The 16,344-nt window shown below is 72.1% G+C and carries 16 protein-coding genes, 2 pseudogenes and 1 riboswitch; of the genes and pseudogenes, 11 read left to right on the top strand and 7 right to left on the bottom strand.

Features of this window, described 5'->3' with window-relative positions:
- Window positions 1-180: pseudogene (locus ACGFRF_RS39095) on the bottom strand (cytochrome ubiquinol oxidase subunit I); the annotation flags it as partial.
- Window positions 181-286: 106 nt separating this feature from the next.
- Between ACGFRF_RS39095 and ACGFRF_RS39090 the strand changes: the two are divergent.
- Together ACGFRF_RS39090 and ACGFRF_RS39085 are read left to right on the top strand one after the other, a co-directional pair.
- Window positions 287-787 (top strand): annotated as a pseudogene (locus ACGFRF_RS39090) (RNA polymerase sigma factor); the annotation flags it as partial.
- 439 nt (window positions 788-1,226) lie between these two features.
- Window positions 1,227-2,207, top strand: a complete 981-nt coding sequence (locus ACGFRF_RS39085) for a CU044_5270 family protein (protein ID WP_393748463.1) — start codon at window positions 1,227-1,229, stop codon at window positions 2,205-2,207.
- 3 nt (window positions 2,208-2,210) lie between these two features.
- Here the strand turns inward: ACGFRF_RS39085 and ACGFRF_RS39080 are convergent, their stop codons facing one another.
- Window positions 2,211-3,059, bottom strand: coding sequence for a bifunctional 5,10-methylenetetrahydrofolate dehydrogenase/5,10-methenyltetrahydrofolate cyclohydrolase (locus tag ACGFRF_RS39080; protein WP_393748461.1), 849 nt, complete (start codon window positions 3,057-3,059; stop codon window positions 2,211-2,213).
- A gap of 26 nt (window positions 3,060-3,085) precedes the next feature.
- A riboswitch (ZMP/ZTP riboswitch) is annotated at window positions 3,086-3,166 on the bottom strand.
- Between the two features lie 300 nt (window positions 3,167-3,466).
- Window positions 3,467-3,832, bottom strand: a complete 366-nt coding sequence (locus ACGFRF_RS39075) for a nuclear transport factor 2 family protein (protein ID WP_393748459.1) — start codon at window positions 3,830-3,832, stop codon at window positions 3,467-3,469.
- 171 nt (window positions 3,833-4,003) lie between these two features.
- Here ACGFRF_RS39075 and ACGFRF_RS39070 point away from each other — a divergent pair, with 171 nt between their 5' ends.
- The 7 genes from ACGFRF_RS39070 (at window position 4,004) to ACGFRF_RS39040 (ending at window position 9,801) form a co-directional block, all read left to right on the top strand.
- Window positions 4,004-4,306, top strand: coding sequence for a hypothetical protein (locus tag ACGFRF_RS39070; protein WP_393748457.1), 303 nt, complete (start codon window positions 4,004-4,006; stop codon window positions 4,304-4,306).
- 433 nt (window positions 4,307-4,739) lie between these two features.
- A complete protein-coding gene (locus ACGFRF_RS39065) occupies window positions 4,740-5,828 on the top strand; it encodes an S-(hydroxymethyl)mycothiol dehydrogenase (protein WP_393748455.1) in 1,089 nt (362 codons plus the stop codon).
- Window positions 5,828-6,457 carry an MBL fold metallo-hydrolase gene (locus tag ACGFRF_RS39060; RefSeq protein ID WP_393748453.1) on the top strand — a complete coding sequence of 210 codons (630 nt, stop codon included), beginning with the start codon at window positions 5,828-5,830 and terminating at the stop codon, window positions 6,455-6,457. The genes ACGFRF_RS39065 and ACGFRF_RS39060 overlap by 1 nt, the downstream gene beginning before the upstream one ends.
- Before the next feature lie 55 nt (window positions 6,458-6,512).
- Complete coding sequence (locus tag ACGFRF_RS39055; RefSeq protein ID WP_393748451.1) at window positions 6,513-6,881, top strand: DUF4180 domain-containing protein; 369 nt, start codon at window positions 6,513-6,515, stop codon at window positions 6,879-6,881.
- 96 nt (window positions 6,882-6,977) lie between these two features.
- Window positions 6,978-7,892: an SDR family oxidoreductase gene (locus ACGFRF_RS39050; RefSeq protein WP_393748449.1), complete on the top strand. Its 915-nt coding sequence runs from the start codon at window positions 6,978-6,980 to the stop codon at window positions 7,890-7,892.
- 58 nt (window positions 7,893-7,950) lie between these two features.
- Window positions 7,951-8,742 carry an SDR family NAD(P)-dependent oxidoreductase gene (locus tag ACGFRF_RS39045; protein WP_393748447.1) on the top strand — a complete coding sequence of 264 codons (792 nt, stop codon included), beginning with the start codon at window positions 7,951-7,953 and terminating at the stop codon, window positions 8,740-8,742.
- Window positions 8,743-9,105: 363 nt separating this feature from the next.
- Window positions 9,106-9,801 carry a L,D-transpeptidase family protein gene (locus tag ACGFRF_RS39040; protein WP_393748445.1) on the top strand — a complete coding sequence of 232 codons (696 nt, stop codon included), beginning with the start codon at window positions 9,106-9,108 and terminating at the stop codon, window positions 9,799-9,801.
- Window positions 9,802-9,805: 4 nt separating this feature from the next.
- Here the strand turns inward: ACGFRF_RS39040 and ACGFRF_RS39035 are convergent, their stop codons facing one another.
- Complete coding sequence (locus ACGFRF_RS39035; RefSeq protein WP_393748443.1) at window positions 9,806-11,008, bottom strand: Gfo/Idh/MocA family protein; 1,203 nt, start codon at window positions 11,006-11,008, stop codon at window positions 9,806-9,808.
- A 124-nt stretch (window positions 11,009-11,132) separates the two neighbouring features.
- On the opposite strand from ACGFRF_RS39035, the gene ACGFRF_RS39030 reads away from it, so the two are divergent.
- A complete protein-coding gene (locus tag ACGFRF_RS39030) occupies window positions 11,133-12,278 on the top strand; it encodes an ROK family protein (protein WP_393748441.1) in 1,146 nt (381 codons plus the stop codon).
- 120 nt (window positions 12,279-12,398) lie between these two features.
- Window positions 12,399-12,590, top strand: coding sequence for a hypothetical protein (locus ACGFRF_RS39025; protein WP_393748439.1), 192 nt, complete (start codon window positions 12,399-12,401; stop codon window positions 12,588-12,590).
- 124 nt (window positions 12,591-12,714) lie between these two features.
- On the opposite strand, the gene ACGFRF_RS39020 is transcribed toward ACGFRF_RS39025, so the two are convergent.
- The 3 genes from ACGFRF_RS39020 to ACGFRF_RS39010 all read right to left on the bottom strand — a co-directional run bounded on the left by ACGFRF_RS39020 (window position 12,715) and on the right by ACGFRF_RS39010 (window position 16,329).
- Complete coding sequence (locus tag ACGFRF_RS39020; protein ID WP_393748437.1) at window positions 12,715-14,100, bottom strand: S1 family peptidase; 1,386 nt, start codon at window positions 14,098-14,100, stop codon at window positions 12,715-12,717.
- A gap of 303 nt (window positions 14,101-14,403) precedes the next feature.
- A complete protein-coding gene (locus ACGFRF_RS39015) occupies window positions 14,404-15,234 on the bottom strand; it encodes an SAM-dependent methyltransferase (RefSeq protein WP_393748435.1) in 831 nt (276 codons plus the stop codon).
- A 51-nt stretch (window positions 15,235-15,285) separates the two neighbouring features.
- Window positions 15,286-16,329 (bottom strand): hypothetical protein, encoded by a 1,044-nt coding sequence (locus ACGFRF_RS39010; RefSeq protein ID WP_393748433.1) that lies wholly within the window; start codon window positions 16,327-16,329, stop codon window positions 15,286-15,288.
- Window positions 16,330-16,344 lie beyond the last annotated feature (15 nt).

The following is a 16,344-nucleotide window of genomic DNA, read 5'->3' as shown; positions in this document are numbered from 1 at the left end:
GAACTGCTCGTTCGACATGATCTGCAGGCCCGGCCGGGCCAGCTCGGCGCGCATGAGCAGCGCCATCACGCCACCGATCAGGAAGAACGCGAACGCGGTGACCAAGTAGAGCGTTCCGATCGTCTTGTGGTCGGTGGTGGTGAGCCACTGCACGGCCCTGGTGTCTCTGATCCTCTTCACGCCCCGCCTGTGTCCGTGCCCGGCCGGTGGGTCACACTCGGACGGCGCGACGAGCATCACCTAAGAAGGGTGTGACGATCCGGGAAGTGCCGGACACGAACCGAACATGAGCAACGACGAGATCTTCGCCGCTGCCTATCGCGAGCACTACTGGGCGGTCAGCCGCTATGTCGCGAGGCGACTTCAGGGGCGGGCCGGCGAGGTGGAGGAAGTGGTGGCGGAGGTGTTCACCGTCGCCTGGCGGCGCCGTGGCGACCTGCCGGACGCGCCGCTGCCCTGGCTGTACGGGGTGGCCCGGAACTGCCTGGCGAACGCGGTACGCGGCTACGGGCGCCGGCGCCGGCTGGTGGACCGGCTGGGCAACGACGAGGCCGCGCACGGCCGGCACATCGTGGCCAGCCCCGACGCCGAGGCCCCGGGGGCCTGGGTGCACGAGGCGCTCGACCGGCTGTCCCCGGCGGACCAGGAGGTGCTGCGCCTGGCCGCCTGGGAGGAACTCGGCACCGAGGAGATCGCGGTCGCCCTGGGCTGCGGCATACGCGCGGCCGCGATGCGTCTGCACCGCGCCCGGCGCCGCCTCCGCACCGAGATCGACCACCTCCGCCCCCCGGAGACGTCGACCGACTCACTGCCGGAACACCTCATACGGCCGGTGCCGGCGTCGGCCGACTCGCTGCCCGCGCACCGCGTCCCCACTGCGGCGTCGGCTGGTGTGTCGCTGCCCGAGCACCTCGTACGCCCCCCGGAGACATCGACCGACTCGTTGCCGGAGCACCGCGTACGGCCCGTACCGATGTCGGCCGATTCGCTGCCGGAGCACCGCGTACGGGCCGCGGCGGCGTCGGCTGAGTCGCTGCCCGCGCACCGCGTCCGGCCCGTGGCGTCGGCTGGTGTGTCGCTGGCCGAGCAGTCGTCCGGCGACGGCCGGACGCCGGCGGATGCCGGTCGCACCGACGCCCCGACGGTTGCCGGGGAGGACGGTTCCGGCCGGCGATCGCCGTACTCCGCACCCCCTGTCGACGCATGCCTGCGCAAGGACCACCGACATGCCTGACGAACTCGACCTCCTCCGCCACGCCAACCCGGTCCCCTCCGACGGCCCGTACTTCGGCGACGGCCCACTGGACCACCGTGCCGAACGCCAGCTGGACCGGCTGCTGCACCGGCCCCGCCCGACGCGCCGTACGCCGCGCGCCCGGCTGCTGTGGGGCCTCGCCGCCACCGGTGTCGTCCTCGCGACCGCCCTCACCGTGCTGCTCGGCGGACCGAACACCCAGCCCGCCCTCGCCGCACCCCGCCCGCTGACCGTCCGCGCCCACTCCACGCCCGTACCGCTGGCGCAGCTCGCCGAACTGGCCGACGCTGCCGCCGCAGGCGGCTCACCGAGGCTGCGCAAGGGCACCCATGTGCAGTCGTGGAGCCTCGGCATGACCGAGGGCAAACCGCCGGTCACCCTCCCCGAGGAGCGTGTCGTGCGCTGGCGGGCGGACGACAGCCACACCGAACTGGTCGTGGCGACCGACCCGCGCCGCCCCGGCCGACCGGTCCTCACCGACGCAGGCGGCGACCCGCGCCTGGTGGCGGACGGCCATGTCCTCAGCCGGACCACCTACCCGCCGAGCTGGAGCGACGCCCCGCCGGAGGCGCCCCCGCCGCACACCCCGGCCGCCCTGCGCGCCTACCTCGCCGAAACCGTCCGCACCGACTCCCTGACCACCCCCCAACTGCTCGACGCCCTAGCGGTAGTGCTGGACCACTGGATGCTCGGCGCCCGCGAGTCCGCGGCAGTGGTGCGGGTCCTCGCGGACGCCGAGGGCCTGCGGCCCCTGGGACAGGTCACGGACCGGCTCGGCCGCCCGGGACAGGCCTATGTGTACGGGGGCGAGGGCGGCGGCGGCCGGCGGATGCTGATCCTCGACCCGCGTACCGGTGCCGTCCTCGGCCTGGAGACCACGTTCACCCAGGCCGAACCCGAGTACGGGGTGGAGGCCGGTGACGTCATGGAGTACAGCGCCTGGATGCGCTGACCCCTACGCCCCGAGCTGCCGGGCGGCGGCCTCGACGGTCTGCTCCAGCAGCGTGGCGATGGTCATCGGACCGACGCCGCCCGGCACCGGCGTGATCAGCGAGGCCCGCTCCACGGCCGAGTCGAAGTCGACGTCGCCGACGTTCCCGGGGTTGTAGCCGGCGTCGATGACGACCGCGCCCGGCTTGATGTCCTGCCCGCGGATCAGCCGCGGCCGGCCGACGGCGGCGACGACGACGTCCGCCTCGCGGACCGCCGCCGACAGGTCCCGGGTGCGCGAGTGACAGTAGGTCACGGTCGCGTCCCGGGCCAGCAGCAGCATGCCCACCGGCTTGCCGAGGATCGCGCTGCGGCCCACCACCACCGCCCGCTTCCCGGCCGGGTCGACGCCGTACTCGTCGAGCAGCCGCACGATGCCGCCGGGCGTGCACGAGACGAACCCCGGCAGGCCGAAGCTCATCGTGGCGAACGAGGCGAAGGTGACACCGTCGACGTCCTTCTCCGGCGCGATGGCCTCGAACGCGGCCCGCTCGTCGACGTGGTCGCCCACCGGGTGCTGGAGCAGAATCCCGTGCACCCCTGGGTCGGCCGACAACTCCCGCAGGGTTCCGACGAGTTGGGCGGTCGTCGTGGCGGCGGGCAGGGCCACATGACGCGACTCGATGCCGGCCTTGCGGCAGCGGTTCTGCTTCATGCGCACGTACGTCACGGACGCCGGGTCCTCGCCGACCAGCACGGTCGCCAGACACGGCGCGGTACCCGTCCGTCCGGTGAGGTCCGCGGCCTTCTTCGCGGTGTCCTCGACGATGCGGCGGGCGAGGGCGGTGCCGTCCATGAGACGGGCCTGGGTCATGCTGCACACTCCTGAGCTGGATCGACTCTCCTCGCCCAGGCGCGCGGCAACCACCACGGGCCGCTCCCCGGTGGTTCTCCACCTCAGCGCCAGTCACGGCCCGGGTACAGCGTAACGGGGTGTGTACGAGGCGATCCGCCGGTCCGGCGTCGGCCGACTCACCGCGGGCGGGCACGCCGTCCGCGCAGCGCGCGCGGCAGTGCGGGGCGCGGGCGCGCCGCTCTCAGCACCGCCCCGAGGACAGCGGCGGCCACCGGCAGACTCGCCGCGGAAGCCGGTTCGCGCCGCCGAAGGCGCGCCCGACGGTCCCGGCCCACCACCCCCCTCGCGGAGAAGGTCCAGGTCAGCCGGGTGCTGACCTGGACCCTCGCGATCTTCTTGGAGCCGCCTGCCATGTCCGGGTGTTCCTACTCGTCCCAGGCCTGGATGATCAGCTGTTCGGCGATCTTGCCGTCACGCAACGAGACCATCGACTCGGCGAGCACCCGGGTGCCGTCTCCGTACTGGCAGGATTCGCTGAAGGCGGCGTGGTCGCCCTGCACCACACACTGCTCCAGTTTGTGTGTCATGTCGCGGCTGTAGACGTCGTCCAGCAACTCGGCGATCTGGCCCCGGCCGTGCAGGACGGTGGGGTGGCTCGGCTGGTTGTTGTGGTCGACGATGCGGATCTCCGCGTCGTCGGCGTAGAGCGACAGCAGGGTGTTTCCGGTGTTTCCTTCGATGCCCCGGCGCAGTGTCTCGACGTCGAAGGCGGAGCCTGTCGCGGTGCCCATGGTGACCTCCTTCAGGCGCCCGCGGCCCGAGGAGGAACGGGCCGCTCGGCCCCACCTTCGAGACTCCTCCGGCACAGCGGCCTCGGCAAGCGCAGGCGGCGCGCTCCACCTCACGGGTGAGCGAGGGCCGCCGCCCGTGTCCGGCCGGGGCCCGCCGCCGTTGCTGAAGACATGATCTCAACACGACGCATCGCCGCCGCCGTCGGTCTGGCCGCCGGGGTCGCAGGCCTCGCCGTACCGTCGGCGAGCGCCACCGACGCCGGCGTACCGCTCGTCGGCAAGCCGGGCGCGATGACCACGCTGGACTCGCTCACCGCCAGTGGCATCCCCGCGCAGGAGAAGAACCGGGTCCCGCGGGTCTCCCAGCAGCTGGGGGCGGTGAAACACCTCGACGAGCTGAACCAGCTGAACCAGCTGGAGCAGCTCGTCGCCCCCGCCGCGCCCGTGCTGGGTCTGCTGCCCGCCGTCCACTGATCCCGCACCTGGGCACCAGGGCCGTCCCGGCCGGGGCGGCCCTCACCCCTGCCGGGCCGTGGCGTCGCGCCGGCCGTCACGCCGCCGGGTCAGCTGCGGTGCCGACCGGATCGAGGACACCGTCCAGGGCCTCGGCGAACACCGGCGGGACGGCGGGGGTGCACCGGCCGTGGCGAATACCGGCCGATGACGTGGATCCGGTCGACTTCCCACCAGATTCGGCAGGTGCGACACGACCGGGACGTACGGCCCAGGTGCATGGACCCGCAGGGTTGCCGACGCGGGTGACGGGCGGGTGTCCGCATCGTCCCGGGCGCGAGCCCACCGCCGTCGGCGGCCGGAAAGATCCACGATCACCCTCGTGGTCCGTCCCGCCGGCCATCGGTCGCGCGTAGGGTCGGCAGGGAAGGCAATCGAAGGAAGGGGCCAGGCCATGGCGCAGGAAGTTCGCGGCGTGATCGCACCGGGCAAGGACGAGCCCGTACGAGTCGAGACGATCGTGGTACCGGACCCCGGCCCCGGTGAAGCCGTCGTACGCGTCCAGGCCTGCGGCGTCTGTCACACCGATCTGCACTACAAGCAGGGCGGCATCTCCGACGACTTCCCCTTCCTCCTCGGCCACGAGGCCGCCGGTGTCGTGGAGTCGGTCGGCGACGGCGTCACCGACGTGGCACCCGGTGACTTCGTCGTCCTGAACTGGCGTGCCGTGTGCGGCAACTGCCGGGCCTGCCTGCGCGGCCGGCCCTGGTACTGCTTCAACACGCACAACGCCGAGCAGAAGATGACCCTCGCCGCCACCGGGCAGGAACTCTCCCCGGCGCTCGGCATCGGCGCGTTCGCCGAGAAGACGCTGGTCGCCGCCGGGCAGTGCACCAAGGTCGATCCGGCCGTCTCCCCGGCGGTCGCCGGACTGCTGGGCTGCGGGGTGATGGCCGGCATCGGTGCCGCGATCAACACCGGAGGCGTCGGCCGGGGCGACTCGGTCGCCGTCATCGGCTGCGGCGGCGTCGGTGACGCGGCCATCGCCGGGTCGTACCTGGCCGGCGCGGCGAAGATCATCGCCGTCGACATCGACGACCGGAAGCTGGACAAGGCCCGCACCCTGGGCGCCACCCACACCGTCAACTCCCGGCAGACCGACCCGGTCGAGGCGATCCGCGAGCTGACCGGCGGCTTCGGCGCCGACGTCGTCATCGAGGCCGTCGGCCGGCCCGAGACCTACAAGCAGGCCTTCTACGCCCGCGACCTCGCCGGCACCGTCGTCCTCGTCGGCGTCCCCACCCCGGAGATGAAGCTCGACCTGCCGCTGCTGGACGTCTTCGGCCGCGGCGGCGCCCTGAAGTCCTCCTGGTACGGCGACTGCCTGCCCTCCCGCGACTTCCCCATGCTCATCGACCTGCATCTGCAAGGCCGCCTGCCGCTCGACGCGTTCGTCTCCGAGACCATCCAGCTCGACGAGGTGGAGAAGGCCTTCGAGCGGATGCACCACGGTGACGTGCTGCGCTCGGTGGTGGTGCTGTGATGACCACGCGCATCGAACGACTCGTCACCTCGGGCCAGTTCACCCTCGACGGCGGCACCTGGGACGTCGAGAACAACGTGTGGATCGTCGGTGACGAACGCGAGGTGATCGTCATCGACGCCGCGCACGACGCCGAGGTCATCGCGGAAGCCGTGGCGGACCGCCGGCTGACCGCCATCGTGTGCACCCACGCCCACAACGACCACATCGACGCCGCCCCCGCGCTCGCCGACCTCACCGGTGCCGTCATCTGGCTGCACCCCGACGACCTGCCGCTGTGGAAGCAGACCCACCCTGACCGCGACCCCGACCGGCACCTCGCCGACGGCCAGGTCCTCGAGACCGCCGGCGCCGACCTGACCGTCCTGCACACCCCGGGACACGCCCCGGGCGCCGTCTGCCTGTACGACCCCGGCCTCGGCACCGTCTTCACCGGCGACACCCTCTTCCAGGGCGGCCCGGGCGCGACCGGACGCTCCTACTCCAGCTTCCCGACGATCATCGACTCCATCCGCGACCGCCTCCTCACCCTCCCGCCGGAGACCAAGGTCCTCACCGGCCACGGCGACCCCACCACCATCGGCGCCGAGGCACCCCACCTGGAGGAGTGGATCAAGCGGGGGCACTGACGGCCGAGGATTATTCACGGGCGGGGTCCACCACGGCGCTCCTAGCATCATGGGCATGACCGAGAACACGCTGGTGACCCTCCATGGCGTACGCGTCCTGCGCTGCGCTCCCGACGGCCCTCCGCTGGACGGCGAGAGCGCGGCGCTGGACCTGATCGGCGACGCCATGGGCCAGGACGCACAGCTGGTCGCCGTCCCCGTCGAGCGGATCGCGGACGAGTTCTTCCGGCTGCGGTCGGGTGTCGCCGGAGCCGTCGTCCAGAAGTTCGCGAACTACCGGCTGCGGCTCGCCGTCGTCGGCGACATCTCCCGCCATGTCGCCGACAGCACCGCTCTGCGCGACTTCGTGTACGAGGCGGATCAGGGCGGCCGGCTCTGGTTCCTCGCGGACGCCGGGAAGCTGGACGAGCGACTGAGCCGCTGACGACGACAGGACCCGCCGGTAAAGACGACAGAGGATGTCCGGCTTTCCCGTGACAGTGGACGACGACAGCAGTCGTCACCGCACAGGAGGCCGGACATGTCAGGATCGCTACGGGGCAAGGTCGCGCTGGTCGCCGGGGCGACCCGGGGCGCCGGACGGGGCATCGCCGTCGAACTCGGCGCGGCCGGCGCCACCGTCTACGTCACCGGCCGCAGCACCCGCGCCCACCGCTCGGAGTACGACCGCCCCGAGACGATCGAGGACACCGCCGACCTCGTCACCGCGGCCGGCGGGCACGGCATCGCCGTACCGGCCGACCACCTGGACCAGGCCGCCGTACGGGCCCTGGTGGACCGCATCGCGGACGAGCAGGGCCGCCTCGACGTCCTCGTCAACGACATCTGGGGCGGCGAGAAGCTCTTCGCGTGGGACACCCCGGTGTGGGAGCACGACCTCGACAACGGGCTCAGACTGCTCCGGCTCGCCGTCGAGACGCACGCCGTCACGAGCCACTACGCGCTGCCGCTGCTGCTCCGGCACCCCGGCGGCCTGGTCGTGGAGGTCACCGACGGCACCGCCGACTACAACCGCGACACCTACCGCGTGAACTTCTTCTACGACCTCGCCAAGGCCTCCGTCCTGCGCATGGCCTTCGCCCTCGGCCACGAGCTGGGCCCCCGCGGTGCCACGGCCGTGGCAGTGACCCCCGGCTGGCTGCGCTCGGAGATCATGCTCGACGAGTTCGGCGTCCGTGAGGACAACTGGCGCGACGCTCTCGACCGCGTCCCGCACTTCGCCATCTCCGAGACCCCCCGCTTCACCGGCCGTGCCGTCGCCGCCCTGGCCGCCGACCCCGACGTGGCCCGCTTCAACGGGCAGTCACTCTCCAGCGGTGGACTGGCCCAGGTGTACGGCTTCACCGACCTCGACGGCAGCCGCCCCGACGCCTGGCGGTACCTGGTCGAGGTGCAGGACGCGGGCAAGCCGGCCGACGTCACGGGGTATCGGTGAGCCGCACGGTCTCCCGGTTTCCGGTGAAAGGGCGAACCCCCAGCCGTACGGTCGCCCCATGACCGATCACACCCGCTTCGCGGGACAGGGAGTTCTCGTCACGGGCGCGGCCCGCGGCATCGGTGCCGCCGTCGCCCGCCGGCTCGCCGAGGAGGGAGGCCGGGTCCTGGTCACCGACCGGGACCTGCCCGAGGCCGAGCGGACCGCGGCAGCGCTGCGGGAGCGAGGTCTCGCCGCCGAGGCGTTCGCCTGCGACGTGGCCGACCGCGCCTCCGTAGACGCGGCCGTCGCCCGCGCCGTGACCGCCTTCGGCTCGCTCGGCGTGCTGGTCAACAGCGCCGCCCACTGCACCCCGGACACCCCGCTCTTCGAGGACGACCCCGACGAGGCCTGGGCTCTCGACCTCGACATCACCCTCACCGGCGCCTACCGCTGCTGCCGCGCCGCGCTGCCGCACCTCGCCGCCTGCGGACACGGCGCGATCGTGAGCGTCGGGTCCGTCAACGGCCTGCAGGACTTCGGCAACCACGCCTACAGCGCCGCCAAGGCCGGCCTCGGCTCCCTCACCCGGACCCTCGCCGGGCACGCGGCGGCCCGCGGTGTCCGGGTGAACCTCGTGGTGCCGGGCACGGTCCGGACCTCGGCGTGGGAAGGGCGCGACGACGACCTCGCCGCCGTGCGCGCCCTGTACCCGCTCGGCCGGGTCGGGGAGCCCGAGGACATCGCCGCCGCGGTCGCCTTCCTCGCCTCCCGCGACGCCGCCTGGATCACCGGCACGACGCTCGTGGTCGACGGCGGCCTCACCGCGGTGAACACCGCCTTCCACGCCGCCGTGCGGCCCCCCTCCTGACCCTCGGCCGAAGACCGCCACCCGCCCGTCGAGCACACGCGCGCCGTCGGCCTCGGCGGGCGGTCCGCCCGACTGCCGGGCGGGGCCGGCGGGGCCCGCCGTGCGGGTGCGCACGGTGGGGGAGGACGGCGCCGCCGAAGTGCGGTGCGTACGAGGCGCGGTCGGCCTGACATGCCGTGTCTTCGGCACGGGCCCACCGGGTCCGGCTGCGCGCCGACGAAGTTCACCGTTTCGTCACAGCCTGACCGGAACCACAACCATGGGCTCCCGGGACAGGTCTAGTAGTCCGAGATCGCGGGAATCGCGCAGGAGAACACCCGGGGCAGGCCCTGGGAAAAAAGGGGAGAAGGGGAAGTGTCCGTCATGGGGGACATACGCAGACGAGGTGTCGTGGCGCTGGGCGTCACCGGATTGGTGACGCCGCTCGCGCTCGCCTTCACCGCGGCACCGGCCCAGGCCGCGAGCTGCACCACGCAAGCGGGGCCTTACCAGAAGCAGGTGGAGAAGTTCCTGGGCCGCCCGGTCGACGGCAAGCAGTCCGCCGCCGACTGCAAGGCCACCCAGGCCTTCCAGAACAAGCACGGCATCAGGCCCAACATCGGCTACGCCGGCCCCGTCACCTGGGGCGTGATGGACCTGATGAACAAGCAGAAGGCCGTCGGGACCAACCCGAACAAGGACGGCAAGTGCCCCGTGAACAAGGGCCGCATCGCCTGCGTGAACCTCACGCTCCAGCTCAGCTGGATCCAGGACGGCAAGAAGCTCGTCTACGGCCCCGTGCCGGTGCGCACCGGCCGCGACGGCTACGAGACCCGCACCGGTCTGAAGAAGATCTACTGGCGGGACATCGACCACGTCTCGACCATCTACAACGTGCCGATGCCCTACAGCCAGTTCTTCGACGGCGGCCAGGCCTTCCACTCGGTGGGCCTGAGCATGTGGAACCCGCCCGGCTCGCACGGCTGCGTCAACATGACCTCGACGACCGCCAAGAAGTACTGGTCGCTGCTGAAGAACGGCGATGACGTCTTCGTCTACGGCCGCAAGCCCGGCACCTGAGCCCTCATGCCTCGGGTGCGTCCCCGAAGTCGGGGATCTGCAGCCGTACCCCGCCCTGCCGTGCCGACTCGTGCGCGATGATGCCCGGCAGGGTGTAGCGGGCCGCCACCCACGCGTTCACCGACGGCAGCGTGCGCGTGTTGACCGCGGTGACGAAGTCGTCCACCAGGAAGTGGTGGCTGCCCTCGTGCCCGTTGTGCAGATGGTCGAACTCCCGGGGCAGCCGTGAGCGGTCGTGCACGGGCGCCGAACCGGAGGTGAAGGCGGCCCGCAGCTCCGGCGCGATGTGCTGCAGCGACGGGTCGTCGGGGGACAGGGTCTGCTTGGGCTCCAGCAGCTCGCTGATGTCCTTCACGCCGTTCTTGTCCTGCCACAGCGCCACCGTCGCCAACTGCTCCATGCTGGCCTCCGTGCCGAAGAACCGGAACCGGGACTCGCGGATGTGCGAGGGGTAGCCGACCCGCCGGAACTCGTTCGTACGGAACGAGCCGCCGCCCGCCACCTCGAACAGAGCGGTGGCGTTGGACACGTCGTTGTCGAACTGACTGACCGAACGATCGAAAACGCCGTCACCTCGCTCATCGCGCACACCGATCGCCGAGACGCTCACCGCATGCGTCTGCCAGGCCCCGAGCACCCCGCCGACCGAGTGCGTCGGATACAGCAGCGGGGGATAGCTGGCGGTCGCCTTCCAGTCCTCGCCGCCGCTGTACCGGTAGGCGTCGTAGAAGCCCAGGTCCATGTCGTGGACGTAGTCGCCCTCGGCGTAGAACAGCCGGCCGAAGGCGCCCTCGGCCATCTGGTTGCGGGCGTGCACGGTCGCCGGGTTGTACTGGCTGGTCTCGCCCATCATGTACGTCAGCCCGGTCGCCCGCACGGCGTCGATGATCGCGGCGATCTCCTCCGTGGTGATCGCCATGGGGACGGCGGAGTACACGTGCTTGCCGGCCTCCAGACCGGCGAGCACCAGCGGGCCGTGCGTCCAGCGCTGGGTGAAGATCGCGACCGCGTCGATGTCCGGCGACTCCAGCATGGCCGCGTACGACGGGAAGGTGCCCGCGAGGCCCTGCGCGGCGACGAGCCGCTCGGCCCGCTCGGGCAGCAGGTCGGTGACATGGACGTCACGGACGCCGGGGTGGGCCTGGAAGAGGGTGGCGAACTGGCCGGAGAACTGCCCGGCGCCGACGATGCCGAGAGAGAAAGTCATGCGCATTACTTTCGCTTCGGAAGAATGACAGCGTCAAGAGCGGGAACTGTTCGGTCCTTCAGCTCCTTCGCTCCGCTAAAGTGACCTCGTTACTTCTGTCTTAGAAGAAAAGTGGGGTCGGACCATGACCAGTTGGTTGCCGCTGAGCCCCGCGGAGCGCTCCGTGGCGATCGAGGTGCTCGTGCACGGACCGCTGTCCCGCACCGAGCTGGCGCGCCGGCTCGGCCTCTCCCAGGGCAGCCTCACCCGGCTGACCAAGCCACTGATCGAGTCCGGCCTTCTGGTGGAGGTCACGGACGCCGGTGGCGCGGCGGCCCGGCTGGGACGGCCGTCGCAGCCGCTCGACGTCCTCGCCGACTCCCGCGCCTTCCTCGGCTTCAAGATCACCGCCGACATGGTCTACGGCGTCGTCACCACCCTCCGCAGCGAGGTCACCGACCGCCTCGACCGGCCGCTCACCACACGCGACCCGGATTCCGTCGCCGACCTGCTCGCCCGGATGACCGCCGAACTGGCCGCACGCCACCCCGCCCCGGCGGGCATCGGCATCGGTGTGGGCGGGCATGTGCGGGACCGCGCGGTGGTGGGGGAGTCACCCTTCCTGGGCTGGCGGGACGTGCCGTTGGCCGCGCTCGTGCGGGACCGCACCGGGCTGCCGGTCGTCGTGGAGAACGACGTGGCCGCCCTGGTCGAGGCCGAGACCTGGTTCGGCGCGGGCCGGGGACTCGACCGCTTCGTCGTCCTGACCATCGGCGCCGGCATCGGCTACGGGCTGGTGCTCGGCGGCAGCCGGGTGCCCTACGCCGAAGAGGGCCGCGGCTTCGGCCGGCACTGGATCGTCGACCCGCACGGCCCCCTCACCCCCGACGGCCAGCGGGGCAGCGCCGTGTCCTTGCTCACCATTCCCAGCATCGAGTACCAGATCCGGGCCGCCACCGGCGGGGACGCCCGCTACGAGGACATCCTCGCCGGTGCCGCCGCGGGCGAGCCCATGGCCTCCCGGGTGATCGACGAGGCCGCCCGGGCGCTCGGCACCCTCGTCGCGCAGATCGCCAACTTCGCGATGCCGCGGAAGATCCTGCTCGCCGGGGAGGGGGTCGGACTGATGGACGTGGCCGGGAACACGGTCCGCGAGACCATCCGCGCCCACCGGCATCCGCAGGCCGCCCCGGTCGACCTGGAGACCAAGGTGTCCGACTTCCACGACTGGGCGCGCGGCGCCGCGGTGCTGGCGATCCAGGTGCTGGTGCTCGGGCTCACCGAGGCCTGATCGCGCCTGGTCAAGGCGTGAACTGCCGCTCGCGCCCGGCCCATTGACGTGATGAGTAACACGGTCCGAAATGTCCGCATCAGGTGTACTTACTCACAGCGCCTTCACGTCGATCGGCATATGCTTCACAGCATGTCCACCACTGTTGCAGCCGCCTCCGAGCGATCGGCCGCGGAGGTCAACGAGGAGATCCGGGCCCTGTGGCTCCGGTCGGGCGGGACACTGACGACCGAGCAGCGCGAGGAGTACCAGCGCCTCGTGATGGAGTGGGCCGCCGCGGCCCCGCAGTCGCAACCGCACCGGGCGGCCTGACGCACCCGGCGCACACCGCGCCGTACAGTCCTGGGCACCCGCGAGCGCACGGGTGCCCTTCTCGTCGCACCTCCGAGCCCGATGCGGGCCCCGGGAAGCCCCCGAGGCCCGGCCGCGACCTGTGTCAGCTCCACGTCGCGGAGTAGTACCGCTGATACGCCTTGCGGTCCTGCTCGGCCCGGATGAAACGGGTCGCGACCAGCGCGATCAGACTCCCCGCGATGACCAGCAGGCCAGGTCCGACGTTCCGTGTGTCCGTCAGCCGCGCCAGCAGGGCCCTGCCCTCCGACGCGCCCGTGACCGGCGCCGAGGAACCCGGCGAGACCTCGCCGGGAGCGACCGAGCCCTGCGACGCGGATGCCGACGGCGCGGGGGAGGACGCTGCGCCCTGGGCCCCGCCCGCGTTCTGCGCCGACGCGATCAGCCGGACGCCGAGGGCCGTCATCGCCTTGGTCACCGGCTGGAAGAACGTCGTCCCGCCGCTCGTGCAGTCACCGTTGCCGCCCGAGGTGACGCCCAGGGCGATGCCCTCGGAGAACAGCGGGCCGCCGCTGTCACCCGGTTCGGCGCACACGTCCGTCTCGATGAGCCCGGTGACCGTCCCCTCCGGGTAGTTGACGGTCGCGTTGAGCGCGGTGACCTGGCCGTCGCGCAGTCCGCTGGTGCTGCCGCTGCGGAACACCCGCTGTCCCACCGCCGGATCCGCGGACCCGGTGATGCGCACACCCTTGCCGCCGCCGATCGCGACGACGTCCGCGCCCGCGCCGGCCTTGCCGGAGGCGTACTGCACGAGGGAGAAGTCGCTGCCGGGGAAGGCGCTGCTGACGGTCCTGCCGAGCTGCTGGTCGCCCTGGTTGTCGGCGAACCAGGTGGATCCGGCGGGGCCGCAGTGACCGGCCGTGAGGATGAAGTCGCTCTGCCCGTTGGTGACGTTGAAGCCCGCCGAGCAGCGGCCGCCGGTCGACAGGATCGGCTGGGCACCGTTCAGCCGCGTGGTGAAGGTGCCCTTCGAACGTTCCATGTGCACGAAAGAGCCTATGTGCGTGGCCACTTGGGTCATCCGGGACCAGTCACCGGCGGAGACCGTGCTGTCCGCCCGCAGCATGACCCGGTTGGTGCGGTAGTCCACCGCCCAGGCCGTGCCGGCCACGCGTGGCGCCGAACGCAGCGTGGCGGTGGCCGACTTGAGTTCGTTCATGCTGTGGGAGACGACCTTCGCCTCGGCCCCCGCCCGCCGTACCGCCCGGGCCGCCGCGTCGTCGGTCACCGCCACGACCGGCCGCCCGTCGGCACCGATCCAGCTGCCCGCCGTTCGCGCGGTGCCGAGCCGCGCCACCAGCGCGGCGCCCGTGTCCCCGGCGTCACCGGCGGAGCCGAGCGGTCTGGCGGAGGTCGCAGGCGTCTGGCTCGCCATGGCCGCCTGGGCGACCATTGCGCCGCCCAGGAGGAGTCCGCCGACCGCCGCCAGCCGTGTCATTCGCCGGACGACCCGTCGTCGTGCGTGCCGCATGCATGGCTCCCGAAGCCGAACCCGGATGCGCGATGCCCGTCCCGGCATCGCGGGGCCCTCGGGTCGTCGAGGGACCGATCCTCCATACGGAGCCGGCGGTGGCGGCGTTCACCCACGGCGGTGATCTCCTCGCGTTCTCACCGACGCCGGTGACCTTCTCGGGGCCTCCACCGACGCCGGTGATCGTCTCGCCCGGGCTCGGCCCAAGCGGCACTCGATCGCGGTGCCCGATCGCGGTGCCCGGTTCGCAGTGTGCCGGTCCTCGCGGTGCTCGGTTCGTGCGGTGCTCGGTTCGTGCGGTGCTCAGTTCTTGCGGGCCACCCCGCCGAACATGGCGACCTCCTCCGGCTCGCCCTCGTGGGCGTGCTCCGGGCGCCAGCGCGAGCAGGACACCACGCCCGGCTCCAGCAGGTCCAGGCCGTCGAAGAACCGGGTCACGTCCTCGGGGGTGCGCTGGGTCAGCTTCGGGGTGCCGTGCTCGTTCCAGAACTTCACCGCCTCGTCCACGTCCGGCATCGAGGGGCTGGTGATGGTGTGCGACAGCACCAGGTGGCTGCCCGACGGCAGCCGGTCCACCAACTGCCGTACGAGACCGTACGGGTCCTCCTCGTCGCCGATGAAGATGACCACACCGAGCAGTATCAGCGCCACCGGCTCACTGAAGTCCAGCGTCTTCGCGGCGTGCTCGAAGATCGCGTCGACGTTGCGCAGATCCTCGTCGAGATAGTCGGTACGGCCCTCGGGCGTGCTGGTCAGCAGGGCCCGCGCGTGGGCGAGGACGAGCGGGTCGTTGTCGACGTACACGATCCGGGACTCCGGCGCGACGCGCTGGGCGACCTCGTGCGTGTTGTCGGCGGTGGGCAGCCCGGTGCCGATGTCCAGGAACTGCCGGATGCCCACCTCACCGACCAGGTGCCGCACGGCACGGCCGAGGAACAGCCGGTCGGCGCGCGCGTACTCCCCGATGCCCGGGTGCAGTCGGCGTATCTGGTCGCCGGCCGCGCGGTCGACCTCGTAGTTGTCCTTGCCGCCGAGCCAGTAGTTCCAGATCCGGGCGGTGTGCGGCTGGCCGGTGTTGATGCGGGCGCGCAGCGACACGGCCACGTCGTTGGTGGCTGCCTGGTTGTCGGTCACGTGGGTCAGCTCCTGGATGCCAGAGGGCGATTGCAGCATGCAAGACGCAATCTAGACGGCCGAGTTGATCTCCGCCGCCCGTCCGGGGTTTTCCGGGGGCGGGCCGATGCTCGCCCAGTTCGCCGTGTCCCCCCAGACCGACTCGGCCCCGATGTACGGCCGCAGCAGCGCGGTCAGGACCGGGTCCCCGCTGCCCCCCAGCGCGTCGGAGGCGATCTTGCGGGCGATCCCGGCCAGGAAGTCGGCGATCTGCACCCGGGCGTCGTCCCGGGAGTCGACCAGCCGCAGCCCGCCGAGCCCGATCCCGTCCCGCCGGGCGGACTGCACGATCCGGGCGATCCGCCCCGGCGTCAGCGCGTTCTGCTGATCGTGCACCAGCGTGACGGTCCGCCCGCCGGCGCTCCAGTGCGCGGCGGTCAGCCGGATCGCCGGGAAGAGCGGGTTGAGCACCGGGAACAGGGGCGGTGTGCGCTGCACCCGCGCCCGGTAGGCGTCCGCGCGCGACCGGCCCGCGGCGAGTCGCCGCAGGACACCCGCCGCCTCGGTGTCCGGATACGCCCGGCCCAGTGCGTCGACGGCCCGGAAGAACGGCGCGCCGGCGGCGGCCGGGTCGCCGTCCGGGCGGACGCGCAGCAGCCGGTTCGCCGCCTGAAGGAACTCCTGCCACTCCGCCGCGCCGAAGGTGCGCGGCCCCTGCCGGTACAGGGTGCGGGACTGCGCCGCGTCCTCCAGCAGCAGTCCGACGACCCGGTCCACGACGAAGAACGCCTTCTCCGTCAGATGCACATGGGCCCGGCCGTGGATCGGCCCGCCCTCCGCCAGCAGCCACTCCAGCACCGCCCGGTGCTTCTCGCGCAGCAGATGGGTCGCCTTGTACTCCTGCGCGGGCGAGCGGATCCGCCGCCGGATCTCCGCCACGCACTCCGCGGCCACGTCCACCGGCAGCGCCACACTGGCGTGCGCGAACACAGCGGTGTTCCCGCCGACCAGGTTCTCCCCGTCCGAGCCCGACTCGTCACAGGCCACCTCGGCGAAGCGGCCGTCCGCGGCGGCCTCCCACCGCCCGTCCGTCCTCGTGTCCGCATTCCCGCTCACGCCACAGCCCCCTAT

This window comes from Streptomyces sp. NPDC048521, assembly GCF_043199855.1.
Classification (GTDB): domain Bacteria; phylum Actinomycetota; class Actinomycetes; order Streptomycetales; family Streptomycetaceae; genus Streptomyces.
This window is presented reverse-complemented; position numbering and strand designations above follow the sequence as displayed.

Coding starts and splice junctions, on each gene's coding strand:
- ACGFRF_RS39025 (WP_393748439.1), top strand. CDS start 12,399: ATGCTTCACAGCATGTCCACCACTGTTGCAGCCGCCTCCGAGCGATCG.
- ACGFRF_RS39040 (WP_393748445.1), top strand. CDS start 9,106: ATGGGGGACATACGCAGACGAGGTGTCGTGGCGCTGGGCGTCACCGGA.
- ACGFRF_RS39070 (WP_393748457.1), top strand. CDS start 4,004: ATGATCTCAACACGACGCATCGCCGCCGCCGTCGGTCTGGCCGCCGGG.
- ACGFRF_RS39075 (WP_393748459.1), bottom strand. CDS start 3,832: ATGGGCACCGCGACAGGCTCCGCCTTCGACGTCGAGACACTGCGCCGG.
- ACGFRF_RS39030 (WP_393748441.1), top strand. CDS start 11,133: ATGACCAGTTGGTTGCCGCTGAGCCCCGCGGAGCGCTCCGTGGCGATC.
- ACGFRF_RS39050 (WP_393748449.1), top strand. CDS start 6,978: ATGTCAGGATCGCTACGGGGCAAGGTCGCGCTGGTCGCCGGGGCGACC.
- ACGFRF_RS39080 (WP_393748461.1), bottom strand. CDS start 3,059: ATGACCCAGGCCCGTCTCATGGACGGCACCGCCCTCGCCCGCCGCATC.
- ACGFRF_RS39065 (WP_393748455.1), top strand. CDS start 4,740: ATGGCGCAGGAAGTTCGCGGCGTGATCGCACCGGGCAAGGACGAGCCC.
- ACGFRF_RS39045 (WP_393748447.1), top strand. CDS start 7,951: ATGACCGATCACACCCGCTTCGCGGGACAGGGAGTTCTCGTCACGGGC.
- ACGFRF_RS39060 (WP_393748453.1), top strand. CDS start 5,828: ATGACCACGCGCATCGAACGACTCGTCACCTCGGGCCAGTTCACCCTC.
- ACGFRF_RS39020 (WP_393748437.1), bottom strand. CDS start 14,100: ATGCGGCACGCACGACGACGGGTCGTCCGGCGAATGACACGGCTGGCG.
- ACGFRF_RS39035 (WP_393748443.1), bottom strand. CDS start 11,008: ATGACTTTCTCTCTCGGCATCGTCGGCGCCGGGCAGTTCTCCGGCCAG.
- ACGFRF_RS39055 (WP_393748451.1), top strand. CDS start 6,513: ATGACCGAGAACACGCTGGTGACCCTCCATGGCGTACGCGTCCTGCGC.
- ACGFRF_RS39085 (WP_393748463.1), top strand. CDS start 1,227: ATGCCTGACGAACTCGACCTCCTCCGCCACGCCAACCCGGTCCCCTCC.